12 protein-coding genes are annotated in these 13,619 nt (G+C 67.4%); 6 read left to right on the forward strand and 6 right to left on the reverse strand.

Going from position 1 to position 13,619, the window contains the following annotated elements; translation table 11 throughout:
• Positions 1-76: 76 nt before the first annotated feature.
• The 5 genes from ACQ4MJ_RS13415 to ACQ4MJ_RS13435 all read right to left on the reverse strand — a co-directional run bounded on the left by ACQ4MJ_RS13415 (position 77) and on the right by ACQ4MJ_RS13435 (position 6,220).
• On the reverse strand, positions 77-1,282 hold the full coding sequence (locus ACQ4MJ_RS13415) for an ABC transporter permease (RefSeq protein ID WP_146871519.1): 1,206 nt from the start codon (positions 1,280-1,282) through the stop codon (positions 77-79).
• The gene (locus tag ACQ4MJ_RS13420; protein ID WP_431152360.1) at positions 1,282-2,058 is read right to left on the reverse strand and encodes an ABC transporter ATP-binding protein; all 777 of its coding nucleotides are present in this window, start codon (positions 2,056-2,058) and stop codon (positions 1,282-1,284) included. The genes ACQ4MJ_RS13415 and ACQ4MJ_RS13420 overlap by 1 nt, the downstream gene beginning before the upstream one ends.
• The gene (locus ACQ4MJ_RS13425; RefSeq protein ID WP_431152359.1) at positions 2,055-3,419 is read right to left on the reverse strand and encodes an efflux RND transporter periplasmic adaptor subunit; all 1,365 of its coding nucleotides are present in this window, start codon (positions 3,417-3,419) and stop codon (positions 2,055-2,057) included. Before ACQ4MJ_RS13425 ends, ACQ4MJ_RS13420 begins: the two co-directional genes overlap by 4 nt.
• A 156-nt stretch (positions 3,420-3,575) precedes the next feature.
• The gene (locus tag ACQ4MJ_RS13430) at positions 3,576-4,928 is read right to left on the reverse strand and encodes an efflux transporter outer membrane subunit (protein WP_431173710.1); all 1,353 of its coding nucleotides are present in this window, start codon (positions 4,926-4,928) and stop codon (positions 3,576-3,578) included.
• Between the two features lie 296 nt (positions 4,929-5,224).
• Positions 5,225-6,220 (reverse strand): helix-turn-helix domain-containing protein, encoded by a 996-nt coding sequence (locus tag ACQ4MJ_RS13435; protein ID WP_431152357.1) that lies wholly within the window; start codon positions 6,218-6,220, stop codon positions 5,225-5,227.
• A 219-nt stretch (positions 6,221-6,439) separates the two neighbouring features.
• Here ACQ4MJ_RS13435 and ACQ4MJ_RS13440 point away from each other — a divergent pair, with 219 nt between their 5' ends.
• Genes ACQ4MJ_RS13440 through ACQ4MJ_RS13465 form a run of 6 tightly spaced genes read left to right on the forward strand, consistent with a single transcriptional unit; the run spans position 6,440 to position 12,416 of the window.
• Complete coding sequence (locus tag ACQ4MJ_RS13440) at positions 6,440-7,648, forward strand: amino acid ABC transporter substrate-binding protein (RefSeq protein ID WP_431152356.1); 1,209 nt, start codon at positions 6,440-6,442, stop codon at positions 7,646-7,648.
• 4 nt (positions 7,649-7,652) lie between these two features.
• Positions 7,653-8,531 (forward strand): branched-chain amino acid ABC transporter permease, encoded by an 879-nt coding sequence (locus ACQ4MJ_RS13445; protein WP_108498983.1) that lies wholly within the window; start codon positions 7,653-7,655, stop codon positions 8,529-8,531.
• Positions 8,528-9,460 carry a branched-chain amino acid ABC transporter permease gene (locus ACQ4MJ_RS13450; protein WP_431152355.1) on the forward strand — a complete coding sequence of 311 codons (933 nt, stop codon included), beginning with the start codon at positions 8,528-8,530 and terminating at the stop codon, positions 9,458-9,460. Before ACQ4MJ_RS13445 ends, ACQ4MJ_RS13450 begins: the two co-directional genes overlap by 4 nt.
• Positions 9,453-10,211, forward strand: a complete 759-nt coding sequence (locus ACQ4MJ_RS13455; RefSeq protein ID WP_288851518.1) for an ABC transporter ATP-binding protein — start codon at positions 9,453-9,455, stop codon at positions 10,209-10,211. Before ACQ4MJ_RS13450 ends, ACQ4MJ_RS13455 begins: the two co-directional genes overlap by 8 nt.
• Entirely contained in the window at positions 10,208-10,918 is a 711-nt protein-coding gene (locus ACQ4MJ_RS13460; protein ID WP_431152354.1) for an ABC transporter ATP-binding protein, read from the forward strand. Before ACQ4MJ_RS13455 ends, ACQ4MJ_RS13460 begins: the two co-directional genes overlap by 4 nt.
• Before the next feature lie 46 nt (positions 10,919-10,964).
• Positions 10,965-12,416 (forward strand): aldehyde dehydrogenase, encoded by a 1,452-nt coding sequence (locus ACQ4MJ_RS13465; protein ID WP_431152353.1) that lies wholly within the window; start codon positions 10,965-10,967, stop codon positions 12,414-12,416.
• A 65-nt stretch (positions 12,417-12,481) separates the two neighbouring features.
• Here the strand turns inward: ACQ4MJ_RS13465 and tsaD are convergent, their stop codons facing one another.
• Positions 12,482-13,522, reverse strand: a complete 1,041-nt coding sequence (tsaD, locus tag ACQ4MJ_RS13470; RefSeq protein WP_228900132.1) for a tRNA (adenosine(37)-N6)-threonylcarbamoyltransferase complex transferase subunit TsaD — start codon at positions 13,520-13,522, stop codon at positions 12,482-12,484.
• Between the last annotated feature and the right edge of the window lie 97 nt (positions 13,523-13,619).

The raw sequence follows: 13,619 nt of genomic DNA on the forward strand, positions 1-13,619 counted from the left end.
ATTAATAGCTATAAACGCCCGTACCATAAGCGGTACGGGCGTTTTTCATTCAAATTCTCTTTCCAGACCTGCTGTATTACTCATGCCGCAGCGCATCGATGGGGTCCATGCGGGCAGCGCGCCGTGCCGGGAAGTAGCCAAACACCACGCCAATGCCCGCAGAGAAAAGGAACGACAGCAGATTCACCCCGGGGTTAAAAAGATAGGGCACCCCCATCAGCCCCGATAGCGCCAGGGACGCGCCCGTGGCCAGCACGATGCCGATGAGCCCGCCTAAAGCGGCCAGCACCACGGCCTCGATCAGGAACTGCAGCAGCACCTCGCGCTCCAGCGCGCCGATGGCCAGGCGCAGGCCGATCTCGCGCGTGCGCTCGGTCACGCTCACCAGCATGATGTTCATGATGCCGATACCGCCCACCAGCAGGCTCACGGCGGCCACCGCGCCCAGCAGCGTGGTCAGCACCTTGGTGGTGCCCGAGAGCGTGTCGGCCAGCTGCTTGGTGTCGAGCACGTTGAAGTTGTCTTCGTCCGAGTCCGACAGCTTGCGCAGCTCGCGCAGCAGTTGCGTGAGGCTGGCCTTCACCCGCTCGGGGTCGCTGCCGTCCTTCATGGACACCAGCAGCGTGTTCACCCGCGTGTTGCCCGTCACGCGGCGCTGCAGCGTGCGCAGCGGCACCAGCACGGTGTCGTCCTGGTCGTTGCCAAACGCACCCTGCCCTTTGGACGCCAGCACGCCCACGACCTCGCACGAAAACGCCTTCACGCGCAGCTGGCCGCCCACGGCATCGGCGGTGCCAAACAGCTCGCGCCGCACGGTCTCACCGATCAGGCAGACGGCGGCACCCGCGCGCAATTCAGCGTCGGTAAAGACGCGGCCCGTGCGCACCGTCCAATTGCCGGTCTCCAGCCAGGCGTTGGTGCTGCCGATCACACTGGTCGTCCAGTTGCGTCCACCCACCACGGCGGTGGCGGCGGCGCGCGCCTCGGGCGCCACGGCCAGGATGCCGCCGATCTGCTGCGCGATCACGTCGGCATCGGTGTCCTTGAAGGCCGGGGCGCCGGTGCCGCCGCCGGGCCCCATGCGCTGGCCGGGGCGTACCTGCAGCAGGTTGGTGCCCAGGCCGGATATCTGGTTCTGAATGGCCAGCGTGGCGCCGTTGCCCAGCGTGACCATGGTGATCACCGCGCTCACGCCGATCACGATGCCCAGGATGGTGAGGAAAGAGCGCATCAGGTTGCGCCGGATGGAGCGCAGCGCCAGCAGCAGGGTGTTGAGCAACATCAGTGGCCTCCTGAATCCGCAGTGACCACATTCGATACGTTCGATACAGCATCAGCGTCCAGGCCCTTGGGGTGCGGGTTGGGCGCGTCGCTGTCCACCACGCCATCCACAAACCGCACGATGCGCCGCGCATACTGCGCCATGTCGGGCTCGTGCGTGACCATTAGCACGGTGATGCCGTGGTCGGCGTTCAGGCGCCACAGCAGTTCCATGATCTCGACACTGCGCTGGGTGTCGAGGTTGCCGGTGGGCTCGTCGGCCAGCAGCACATCGGGCTCGGTGACGATGGCGCGCGCAATGGCCACGCGCTGCTGCTGCCCGCCCGACAGCTCGGCGGGCGTGTGGTGCTCCCAGCCCTTGAGGCCCACGGCCTCCAGCGCACGCGCGGCCGCCGCGTGGCGCGCGGTGGCGGACTCGCCCCGGTACAGCAGAGGCAGCTCCACATTCTCTTGCGCCGAGGTGCGCGCCAGCAGGTTGAAGCCCTGGAACACAAAGCCAAAGTAGCGCCGCCGCAGCCGTGCCCGCTCGTCGCGCGAGAGCGACTCCACATGCACGCCCTTGAACAGGTATTCGCCCGTGGTGGGCCGGTCCAGGCAGCCCAGCGTGTTCATGGCCGTGGACTTGCCCGAGCCGCTGGGGCCCATGATGGCCACAAAGTCGCCCTGTGCAATGTCCAGGTCCACGCCCTTGAGCGCCTGAAAGGCCAGCGCCCCTTCGCCATAGACCTTGGTCACGCCACGCAGGCGGATGATGGGGGTGTCGCCCGCCACGCTCATGGCTTGGCCCCGGCCGCGCGCTGGTCGGTGATCACGGCCATGCCGGGCGTGAGGCCCTCGCCCGTGACCTCGGTATGGCGGCCATCGCTGATGCCCACCTGCACATCGATGGGCTTGGCGGCACCGTCCTGCAGCACCCACACCTGCCGCGTCTTGCCCGCGCCATCGCCCGCCTCGCCCCCCGCACCCGGTTTGCGTGGGCCCGAGCCAGACCGTGGCATGCGCGGCATGAGCTGCGACATGATGCCGCCACCACTGCCGCTGCCCGACGCGCCGGGCTTGGCGCCACCCGCCCGGGGTTTCGCATCGGCCCCTGCGGCCTGCGCAGGCGTGAAGCGCAGCGCCGTGTTGGGCACCAGCAGCACGTCCTTGCGTTCAGTGGAAGTGATGGTGGCAGCGGCCGTCATGCCGGGGCGCAGGCTCATGTCGCTGTTGTTCACCTCCAGCCAGGTGATGTAGGTGACCACGTTGTCCGTCTTGGTGGAGCCAAACGACACCCGCGTGACCTGGGCCGGGTAGCGGCGCGAGGGATAGGCACTGACCGTGAAGCTCGCGTCCTGACCCACCTTGACCGAGCCCACGTCGGCTTCGTCCACGCTCACATCCAGCCGCAGCCGCGTGAGGTCTTCGGCCACGGTGAACAGCGTCACAGCCTGCAGCGATGCGGCCACCGCGTTGCCGGGCTCCACCGTGCGGGTCAGCACCACGCCGTCGATGGGCGAGCGGATGGAGGCCTTGGACAGGTTGGTCTCGTCGGTGGACAGCGCGGCGCGTGCGTCTTCCACCGTGGCGCGGGCGCTGGTTTCGTCGGCGCGGGCGCGGTCCAGCGTGGCGCGACCTGCGTCCAGCTCGGAGGCCGAGGGCACCTTGCCGCCGGACAGGCGGGCCACTTCTTCGAGCCGGCCAAAGTTGGCAATGGCCTCCTTGGTGGTGGCCACGGCCTGGGCCAGGCGGGCCTGCGCCGACGCCAGCGAGGCGCGCGAGCGCAGCACCTGCGATTCAAGCTTGGCAGTGTCCAGCTCCACCAGCAGCTGCCCTTTCTTGACCTTGTCGTTCACATCCACCAGCACCTTGCGCACGGTGCCCGACAGCTCGCTGCCAATGGTGACCGAGCGCGTGGGCTGCAGCGTGCCGTTGGCCGACACGGTGAGTGTGAGATTGCCCCGGCGCAGCTCTTCGGTGACATAGGTGGGTGCAGTGCTGGCGCTCTGGCGCGATTGCCAGGCGTACAAGCCACCGCCCACCACCACGAGCGCGGCCACCCCCAGCCACACGGTAGTGCGCTGCCACCAGCGGCGCGGACGGTCGGCACCCAGGAGTGCTTCGAGGCTGGACGGGGGAGAGGAAGGTTTATCAGTCATAAGATCAAATCAGTTACTCATAGCGCATGAAACTGGCGCGGCCAAAGTGCAGGCAGCAAGCCAAGGTCCGCCCCGCAGTGAAGGCTGCGTCCCCCAGCCCGCATTGCGCAGCAATGCGAGAGCGGGGGGAAGGCGCGCAGCGACTCAGGGGGGGCTTCATGTCTTCCAGCCGCCGCCCAGCGCCTTATAGAGGCGCACATGGTCTGCCGCGACCGCAGCGGTAGTGGTGGCCACGCTCTCTTGCGTGGACAGCAGCGTGCGTTGCGTCTCCAGCACCGCTTGAAAGTCAATCAGCCCACTGCTGTAGCGCTGCTGCGCCAGCAGGGCGGCGTTGCGGGCAGCGTCTGCAGCGGCCGTCAATCTTTCCAGTTTTTCCCGGTCGCCACGCAAGGTCACCAGCGCGTTCTCCACATCCTGCAGGGCCGTGAGCACGGTGGCTTCGTAGGCCACGCGGGCCTGCTCCAGCGCGGCAGACTGCACACGCACCTGCGCGCGGGCGGCGCCCCCATCCAGCAGCGGGATAGACACGCTGCCCAGCAAGGCGCTGGTTACCGCACTGCCCGCCGACAGTGCGCCCAGGGTGAGGGCACGCAGGCCCAGCGAGCCACCGAGGGAGAAGCTGGGGTAGCGCGCCGCATCGGCCTGCGACACGCGCGCCAGGGCGGCTGCAATGCGCTGCTCGGCCGCACGCACATCGGGGCGTTGGCGCAGCGTCTCGGCCGGGATTGCCAGCGCCAGTTCTGCGGTGGGCTGCGGCACGGGCGCGCTGGCGGCCAGCGTGGCATCCAGGGCACCTGGCACCTGGCCTGTCAGCACGGCCAGGCTGTAGCGCGACTGCGCCAGGCTGGCTTCCAGGCTGGGAATCTGCGCGGCGGTCTGCTCGGCCGCTGCACGGGCCTGCTCGGTGACGAGCGAGGTGGTGAGCCCGGCCTGCAGGCGCCACTGGGTGAGCTGCAGGGTCTCTTGCTGGCTGGCCAGGTTGCTGCGCGCAATGGCCAGGCGCTGCTGCAGCCCGCGCAGCTCGATGTAGTTGACGGCCACCTCGGCGGCCAGCGATACCTGAACGTCAGCCAGGCTGGCCTCTGCCGCGCGGGCGTCAGCCTCGCTGGCGCTCACGCCGCTGCGCAGGCGGCCAAACACATCGGGCTCCCAGCTCGCATCAAAACCGGCCTGGAACGTGTTACCGGTGCTGTTGCTGGCCCGGCTGCGCTGCGCCGAAGCCGATGCACCCACGCTGGGCAGCAGGCCGGCCGACTGCACATCCACCTGCGCACGCGCCTGCTGCAGCGCGGCCTGGGCGGTGCGCACGCTGCTGTTGGCGCGCAAGGCTTGCTCGACCAGCGAGGTAAGCACCGCATCGTCAAACCGCTGCCACCACTGGGCCAGGGATGTAGCCGTAGCCCCTTGCGCTGTGCCACTGCCCCCCGCAGACCAGGCCGGGGGAACGGCCACTGCGGGCAATGCGCGATCCGTGGGTGCCAGGCTGGCACACCCGGCGGTAGCTAGCACGCACAAAAACAAGGCCGTTTGCCTCCACGGCACAGCACGCCAAGGTTGCGCTGCGCGGGCAGTGGGTGTGCCGGGAGAGGCCAGTGGGAGAAAACGCATGGGCAATGGCTACGCAGGGGAAAACCCCATTGTGAGCAGCGATTGCGCCAACAACGTACCCACTGGGTCAAGCCCGCGTAAAGAATTGATGCAAGGCAAAGCTCACGCCACTGCATGCCGATGCATACGCATGCGTAGAACGGGTGAGCGTGCTTTGCCGCGCAGACGGCCCCACACGCAAGGGGCCGGGGTGCCGCTCAGTGCGCGAGCCGCGACTCGTCCCGCAACAGCACCACCGGAGCCAACGCGCGGGCCCGGTATTCGCTGGGGCTGCACCCCACATGCGAGCGGAACGCGCGGCTGAAATGCGCGCTGTTGCTGAAGCCCCAGGACAGTGCAATGTCGGTGACCGAGCGCTGTGCATGCGCCGGGTGGCGCAGGTCGCGCAGGCAGGCCTCCAGGCGGCGGCGCTGGATCATCGCGGCCAGGGTTTCCTCGTCATCAGCCACCGCGTTGTACAGGTGCCGTTTGCTGCAGTTGAGCGCCTGGGCCATGCGGTCGATGGTGAGGTCGGGGTCGCCCAGGTGCCGGTCGATGTATTGGCTGATGCGGTCGCGAAGGGCCTCGCGCTGCGACAGCAGGCTCTGCTGCCCGTTGCGCTCCAGCAGCGACAGCTGCACTAGGTGCGTGATCACATCGGCCACGCCATCGGCGGCTGCGTCGGACATGGTGGGCAGCTCGGCAAACGCGGCGCGCATGGTGTCCCAGGCCAGCCGCGACACGCCCGATGTACCCGAGAAGCGCTGCACCATCAGGTCATCGAGCTTGAGCTTGCGCTCGGGCAGTTGTTCCTTGGGGATCATCAGCACCATCTGGCGCACGGCCTCGGGGTTGCTCACGGCGTAGGCGCGCGTGGTGTCGTACACACTCCACTCACCCGGCGACAACCATACCTGGCGGCCGTTCTGCTCGAAGCACGCGCGCCCCTCCAGCTGCGCCACCACCTTGATGTAGGCCCGGTCGCTGCCCCGGATGAGGCTGGGGGTGCGCACCACGCGGTGGCGGCTCACGTCCAGCTGGCACAGGTTCACATAGCCCGCCTGGCCCGAGGTGATGTGGCCTGCAAAGGCATCGTCACCAAACGCGTCGGACTCCAGCCCGCCAATCAGGCGCCACACCGCATCGCCCCACAGGTGCAGGCGGTCGCGCGCAGGCACGGCGTCGGTGGATACCTCGGTCAGGGGATGGGCCATGGTGTCTCCAGTGCGGGTTGCGCAAGCCTGATGGTTATGCGGCTGAATTATCGGACTCCCCGTTACCCCGTGCCACCGAGGGAAATCCGGGTAAACCCGCTGCCGTCTGCACGCTGAGGCAAGCGTTTTGTGCACGCTGAGCGCAGCGCGCATGAACGCGTCTGCCTACGATTCCCGGCACGGCGTGCACCACGCAGGCCCCATCCGAGGAGACACACAATGACAGCACACCAACCCTCCAAGCGCCAGTGGATCAAGGGCGCCGCCGCCGCGGTCGGCACCCTGGCCGTGGCGCCCCAGCTGTGGGCCCAGGGCAGCAGCGCGGCACCCGTGCGCATCGGTTATGCCATTGCCCGCACCGGCCCCTGGGCGGCCGGTGCCCAGGTGAGCCAGGAGCCCAACTACCTGCTGTGGGCCGAGCAGGTGAACGCAGCGGGCGGCCTGAGCGTGAAGGGCACCAAGCGCCCCATCGAACTCATAGGCTACGACGACCGCAGCGAGACCGAAACCTGCGTGCGCACCTACGAAAAGCTGATGGGCAGCGACAAGGTGGACCTGATCCTGCCGCCCTGGGGCTCGGGCGCCAACTTCGCCATCGCGCCGCTGGCCAACCGCTTCGGCTACCCGCTGCTGGCACCCACGGCGCTGTCGCGCAAGCTGATCGACATGAACCTGCCCTACTTCTTCTCGCTGCTGCAGCAGCCCGACAAGATGATGGGTGCGCTGGTGGACATGCTGGTGGCCAACAACGTCAAGACCATTGCCATCGTCTACATGGACGACCTGTTTGGCCTGGAGAACTTCGCCGCGCTGAACAATGCGCTTAAGAAGACCAGCATCCAGGTGCTGGAGCGCAAGAGCTATCCGCTGGGCGTGAAGGACCTGGCCCCCGTGCTGCGCGGCATCAAGGACCAGAACCCCGACGCCTTCATCGGCATCACCTACCCGCCCGACACCATCCTGGCCAGCCGCCAGGCGCGCGAGGTGGGCCTGAACCCCAAGTTCTTCTACGCTTCGGTGGGCACGGCCTTCCAGCTCTACAAGAACGTGATGCAGGCCAACACCGAGGGCGTGATCGGCATGGGCTCGTGGAGCGTGAAGACCAGCCCCGAGGCCAAGGCCTACTTCGACGCCCACGTGAAGAAGTTCAACAAGGAGCCCGACCGCTGGGCCAGCGGCCACGCGTGGGCAGGCCTGCAGATCCTGCAGCAGGCCGTGGAGAAGGCGGGCCTGGACCGCAAGGCCCTGCGCGAACACATCGCCAAGAACGAGTTCCAGACCATCCTGGGCGGCATCCGCTTCCAGGGCAGCGAGAACGCGTCCATCCCCGGCACGGTGAGCCAGTGGCAGGGCAACGACTTCGAAGTCGTGTGGCCCAAGGACCGTGCCACCGCACAGTTGAACACCGCGAAACCAGCCTGGAAATAACAAAGTGTCTCTGACTTCCTGGGCCGAACTGGTCGCCAGTGGCCTCATTACCGGTGGCATCTATGCGCTGGTGGCCATGGGCCTGAACCTGCAGTACGGGCTGATGCGCATCATGAACATCTCGCATGGCGAGTTCCTGATGCTGGGCGCATTCCTCACCTGGTCCGCGCACACCCTGTGGGGCATCTCGCCGCTGCTGCTCATGCCGCTGGCTTTCATCGCGCTGTTTGCGCTGGGCGTGGTGGTGCATGCGCTGTGCTTCAAGCGCCTGGCCGCCCGCGCACCCAATGTGGATGTGTTCGAGGCGCGCAGCCTGATGGTGGGCTTTGGCCTCATGTTCCTGGTGCAGAACACCGCCCTGCTGATCTGGGGCGGCGATCTGCGTGGCTATGAATACCTGGCCGACCCGGTGCAGATTGCAGGCATGCGCTTCACTGAAAACAAGCTGGTGCTGTTTGGCGTGGCACTGGCGCTGTCGGCCGCGCTGATCGCGCTGCTCAAGCTCACGCTGCTGGGCAAGGCGGTGAGGGCGCTGATGCAGTCGCCCACGGGCGCGCAGCTGGTGGGCATCAACACGCGGCGCCTGCACCCGATGATGTTTGGCATTGGCCTGGGCCTGTCGGGCGTGGCGGGTGCGCTGCTGTCCATGACGTATGAGATTTCTCCGTCGATGGGTGAGCCCTACACCGTGACGGCGCTCATCGTCATCACGCTGGGCGGCTTTGGCAGCCTGGCGGGCAGTCTGGCCGGTGGCCTGCTGCTGGGGGTGGTCGAGGCGCTGGGCATGCACTTCAGCAGCCCGTCTCTCAAGATGCTGCTGAGCTATGCAGTGTTCATCGGCGTGCTGATCTGGCGCCCCAACGGTTTGTTTAGCAAGAAATGAAACTCCTCCATTCCAACAAGCCCTGGCTCGCACTGGCAGCGGGGGTGGCCGTGGTCGCCACCTTGCCCTGGCTGGTGTCCGAGTTCGCCACCTCGGTGCTGCTCAGCTGCCTGATGTACATCGCGCTGGCCACTAGCTGGTCGCTGTTCTGCGGCGCCACCCGCTACCTCTCACTCGCCACGTCGGCCTTCTTCGGCATTGGTGCGTACACCAGTGCCACGCTGCTGACCGTACTGCCGTGGCCGCTGGTGATCCTGTCCGGTGCGTTGATTGCCTCCATCGTGGCGGTCGTGATGGGCGCTGCCGTGCTGCACCTGCGCGGCACCTACTTTGCGGTGCTCACCTTCGGCATGACGGAGCTGATCCGCCACGCGGTGACCTTTGTCGAAAAGCAGGTGTCGGGCACCGTGGGCCGCGTGCTCACGGTGGTGCCCAGCAACGAGACCGTGTACCTCACGGTGCTGCTGATCGCGGCGGCGGCCATTGCCACCGCCATTGCCATCCAGCGCAGCCGCTTTGGCCTCGCACTGGCAGGCATCGGCGCCGACGAGCAGCGCGCGCAGACGCTTGGGGTGGACACGCGCCTAGCCAAGATCGCGGGCTTTGGTATCACCGCCGCCTTTGCAGGCGCCGTGGGCGCGGCCATGGCCGTGCGCTGGACCTACATCGAGCCCGCAGCCGTGTTCAGCCCCTTCATCGGCTTCCAGACGGTGCTGATCGCGTTGATTGGCGGCGCGACCAGCATTGGCGGCCCCATCCTCGCAGCCATCGTGTTCAGCCTGCTGGCCGAAACCCTGCGCCTGCAGCTGCCCTACGGCTACATGATGGTGCTGGGCCTGCTGCTGATTCTGTGCGTGATGTACTTGCCCAATGGCCTGGCCACGCTGTGGCAACGGCGCAAGCCTGCTGCGGAGGTGCACCATGGCTGAAGCCCTGTTGACCATTGACAGCGTGACCGTGCGCTTTGGCGGCCTGACTGCCGTGGATGGCGTGAGCGCCACGCTGCACACGGGCGAGCTGATCGGCATCATCGGCCCCAACGGTGCGGGCAAGACCACATTCTTCAACGCCATCTCGGGCGTGCAGCCGCCTACCTCGGGCACGCTGCACTGTGGTGCCGACAACCTGACCGGCAAGGGCCCGCACCACTATGCAGCCCACGGTATTGCCCGCACCTTCCAGACGCCGCGCGTGTTCCCCGACATGACGGTGCGCGACAACGTGCGCTTTGGCATGCAGTTCGCAGGCCGCCACCGCCAGGGGCCCGAGGGCCTGCGCAGCGAGGGCGAGATCCTGGCCATGCTGGGCCTGGCGCACCTGGCCGACCGCCCTGCCGCCGATGTGACGCCGTCGCAGCAGCGCCTGCTGGAGATCGGCATGGCCCTGGGCACACGCCCGCGCCTGTTGTTGCTCGACGAGGTGGCTGCGGGCCTGACAGAGGCCGAGGTGGACGCCATGGCCCAGCGCATCCGCCGCCTGCGCGATGACTGGGGCCTGACCGTGGTGTGGATCGAGCATGCGGTGACCACGCTGCTCAAGTACGTGGAGCGTGTGCTGGTTCTGCACCAGGGCCGCAAGATTGCCGACGGCACGCCCGCCGAAGTGGTGCGCGACCCGCAGGTGATCGAGGCCTATCTGGGTGACGAAATGACAGCCACCAGCGAAGGAGCCACGGCATGAGCGGCGCACACCTCACCGTGCAGAACCTGACCACGGGCTACCACGGCTTTCAGGTGCTGCAGGACCTGGCACTGGAAGCCGCGCCCGGCATCACCGTCATCGTGGGCCCCAACGGCGCGGGCAAGACCACGCTGCTCAAGGCCCTGGCGGGCCTGCTGCCGCGCCAGGGCGCGGTGACGCTCGACGGCCAGGCCGTGCCTGCGATGAACGCCACGGCCTGCGTGCAACGCGGCCTGGCGCTGGTCGCCGAAGGTCGCCAGCTGTTCCCGCAGATGACGGTGACCGAAAACCTGGAGCTGGGCGGCTGGCTGGTGCCGTCGCGGGTGCGCGCCGAGCGGTTGCACCAAGCGTTTGAAGACTTCCCCCGCCTCAAGGAACGCGCCACCCAGCTCGCTGGCACCATGAGCGGCGGCGAGCAGCAGATGGTGGCCGTGGCCCGCGCCATGATGAGCGGCCCGCGCCTGCTGATGCTGGACGAGCCCTCGCTGGGCCTGGCGCCGCGCATGGTCGATGAGCTGCTGGCCATCGTGCAGCGCATTGCCGCGCAGGGCGTCACCGTGCTCATGGTGGAGCAGAACGTGCGCAAGGCACTGCAGATCGCGCAGCGCGGCTATGTGCTGGAGCGAGGACGCATCGTGGCGTCTGGCGCAGCCTCTGACTTGCTGCAGTCCGACGTGGTTCGACAAGCCTACCTGGGCGTGACCTGAATACCTCTTTCCCCCTTTTTTATCTGTTCTTTTTCAGGAGCTTTCAATGACTGCCATTTCCATGCTGATCAACGGCGAGCGCGTGCAAGCCACCGGCGGCGCCACGTTTGAGCGTCGCAACCCGCTGGACGGTTCGGTCGCCACCACGGCACCCGCTGCCAGCGTGGCCGACGCCAAGGCCGCTGCCGACGCAGCCGCCAAGGCCTTCCCTGCCTGGTCGGCCCTGGGCCCCAACGCGCGCCGCGCGCTGCTGCTCAAGGCAGCACATGCGCTGGAGGCCCGCACGGCCGACTTTGCGGTGGCCATGGCGGCCGAGACCGGCGCCTCGGGCATGTGGGCGGGCTTTAACGTGCACCTGGCTGCCGGCCTGCTGCAGGAAGCCGCCGCCCTGACCACGCAGATTGCAGGCGAAGTGATTCCGTCCGACGTGCCCGGCAGCCTGGCCATGGGTGTGCGCCAGGCGGCGGGCGTAGTGCTGGGCATTGCACCGTGGAACGCACCCGTCATCCTGGGCGTGCGCGCCATCGCCACACCGCTGGCCTGCGGCAACACGGTGATCCTGAAGGGGTCGGAGCTGTGCCCCGCCACACACGGCCTCATCATCGAGGCGCTGCAGGAGGCCGGTTTGCCCCCCGGTGTGGTGAACTTTGTGACCAACGCACCGGCGGATGCAGGTGCCGTCGTCGAGGCCATCGTGGCCCACCCGGCAGTGCGCCGCATCAACTTCACCGGCTCCACCAAGGTGGGCCGCATCATTGCGCAGACCTGCGCCAAGTACCTCAAGCCCGTGGTGCTGGAGCTGGGCGGCAAGGCCCCGCTGCTGGTGCTGGATGACGCGGACATCGACGCCGCTGTCGCAGGCACCGTGTTCGGCGCATTCGCCAACTCGGGCCAGATCTGCATGTCCACCGAACGCATCATCGTGGACAACGCAGTGGCCGACGCGTTTGTGGCGAAGCTCGGCGAGCGCGCCAAGGCTCTGCCCCTGGGCGACCCACGCAAGGGCCCGGTGGTGCTGGGCTCGGTGGTGGACATGACCACGGTGCAGCGCTGCAACGCCCTGATCGACGACGCGCTGGCCAAGGGCGCCACGCTGGTCTGCGGCGGCAAGAGCGACAGCACGCTGATGCAGGCCACGGTGCTCGACCATGTGACGGCCGAGATGGACATCTACCGCGAAGAATCGTTCGGCCCCGTCAAGCCCGTGGTGCGCGTGAACGGCGTCGAGGAAGCCATTGCCTGCGCCAACGACAACGAGTTCGGCCTGTCCTCCGCCGTTTTCAGCCGCGATGTGGCCAAGGCCTGGAACGTGGCCGCGCGCATCGAGTCGGGCATCTGCCACATCAACGGCCCCACGGTGCACGACGAAGGGCAGATGCCGTTTGGTGGCGTGAAAAGTTCGGGTTACGGCCGCTTTGGCGGCATGGCGGGCGTGCGCGAGTTCACCGAGTTGCGCTGGATCACGGTGCAGACGACACCCCGCCACTACCCCTTTTGAAAATCAAAAAAGATAGCTGCTAACGCTTGCTGGACAGGCGGTAGCGGCCTTTTTTATTCAGATAATCAAACCGTGATCGCATCCAGCGGCCAGCGCGGCTTCACGTCAAAGGCGTAGTCGGTGTTGGCCTGCTGCTGCCCAGCCTGCAGCCGCATGGCCGCCGCCATGGCAATCATGGCGCCGTTGTCGGTGCACAGGTGCAGCTCAGGGTAGTGCACGCGCACCTTGGCCGCGGCGCAGGCCGCATTGAGTTGCGCACGCAGGTGCCGGTTGGCCCCTACGCCACCGGCGACCACCACGCGCTTCAGACCGGTCTGCTTGAGCGCAGCCAGCGTCTTCTTCACCAGCACTTCGACAATCGCAGCCTCGGTGCTCGCCGCCAGGTCGGCCTTGCGTGCCTCCAGCTCATCGCCCAACTTCTTGGCCTGCGTTAGCACCGCCGTCTTGAGCCCGGCAAAAGAGAAATCGAGGTTGCCACTGTGCAACAGCGGGCGCGGCAGCTTGAAGGCTGCGGCATCGCCCTGCTCAGCCAGGCGCGAGAGCGCTGGCCCACCCGGGTAGCCCAGGCCCATGAGCTTGGCCGACTTGTCGAACGCCTCGCCAGCCGCATCGTCAATGGTCTCGCCCAGGATCTCGTAGCGGCCCACGCCGTCCACACGCATCAGCTGGGTGTGGCCGCCCGACACCAACAGGGCCACAAAAGGGAATTCAGGCGGGTCGGCGCTGAGGAAGGGCGACAGCAGGTGCCCCTCCAGGTGGTGCACACCCAGCACCGGCTTGTCCAGTGCAGCGCCCAACGCGCACGCCACGCCCGCCCCCACCAGTAGCGCACCCGCCAGGCCCGGCCCGCGGGTGTAGGCCACCACGTCCACATCGGCCAGCGACTGGCCGGACTCGGTCAGCACCTGCGTTGCCAGCGGCAGCACACGTCGGATGTGGTCACGGCTGGCCAGCTCGGGCACCACGCCACCGTAGGCCTGGTGCATCTCAATCTGGCTGTGCAGCGCGTGCGATAGCAACGTGGGCACGGCATTGCCCGTGGAACGGACCAATGCCACGCCCGTTTCGTCGCACGAAGATTCAATACCGAGGATCAGCAAACTCATGCCCCGAGTGTAAAACCCGGCCCCGTTCAGGGTCGGATGCAAAAACCCCTGCTGGCAGTCGCCAGCAGGGGTTGTGCGGATGGATGGCGCCTGACGA

Source organism: Acidovorax facilis (genome assembly GCF_050626955.1).
Lineage (GTDB): Bacteria > Pseudomonadota > Gammaproteobacteria > Burkholderiales > Burkholderiaceae_C > Acidovorax > Acidovorax facilis.

Bases quoted from the DNA above. Each gene is read 5' to 3' on its own strand.
- ACQ4MJ_RS13415 (WP_146871519.1), bottom strand. From the start codon at position 1,282: ATGTTGCTCAACACCCTGCTGCTGGCGCTGCGCTCCATCCGGCGCAAC.
- ACQ4MJ_RS13420 (WP_431152360.1), bottom strand. From the start codon at position 2,058: ATGAGCGTGGCGGGCGACACCCCCATCATCCGCCTGCGTGGCGTGACC.
- ACQ4MJ_RS13425 (WP_431152359.1), bottom strand. From the start codon at position 3,419: ATGACTGATAAACCTTCCTCTCCCCCGTCCAGCCTCGAAGCACTCCTG.
- ACQ4MJ_RS13435 (WP_431152357.1), bottom strand. From the start codon at position 6,220: ATGGCCCATCCCCTGACCGAGGTATCCACCGACGCCGTGCCTGCGCGC.
- ACQ4MJ_RS13440 (WP_431152356.1), top strand. From the start codon at position 6,440: ATGACAGCACACCAACCCTCCAAGCGCCAGTGGATCAAGGGCGCCGCC.
- ACQ4MJ_RS13450 (WP_431152355.1), top strand. From the start codon at position 8,528: ATGAAACTCCTCCATTCCAACAAGCCCTGGCTCGCACTGGCAGCGGGG.
- ACQ4MJ_RS13455 (WP_288851518.1), top strand. From the start codon at position 9,453: ATGGCTGAAGCCCTGTTGACCATTGACAGCGTGACCGTGCGCTTTGGC.
- ACQ4MJ_RS13460 (WP_431152354.1), top strand. From the start codon at position 10,208: ATGAGCGGCGCACACCTCACCGTGCAGAACCTGACCACGGGCTACCAC.
- ACQ4MJ_RS13465 (WP_431152353.1), top strand. From the start codon at position 10,965: ATGACTGCCATTTCCATGCTGATCAACGGCGAGCGCGTGCAAGCCACC.
- tsaD (WP_228900132.1), bottom strand. From the start codon at position 13,522: ATGAGTTTGCTGATCCTCGGTATTGAATCTTCGTGCGACGAAACGGGC.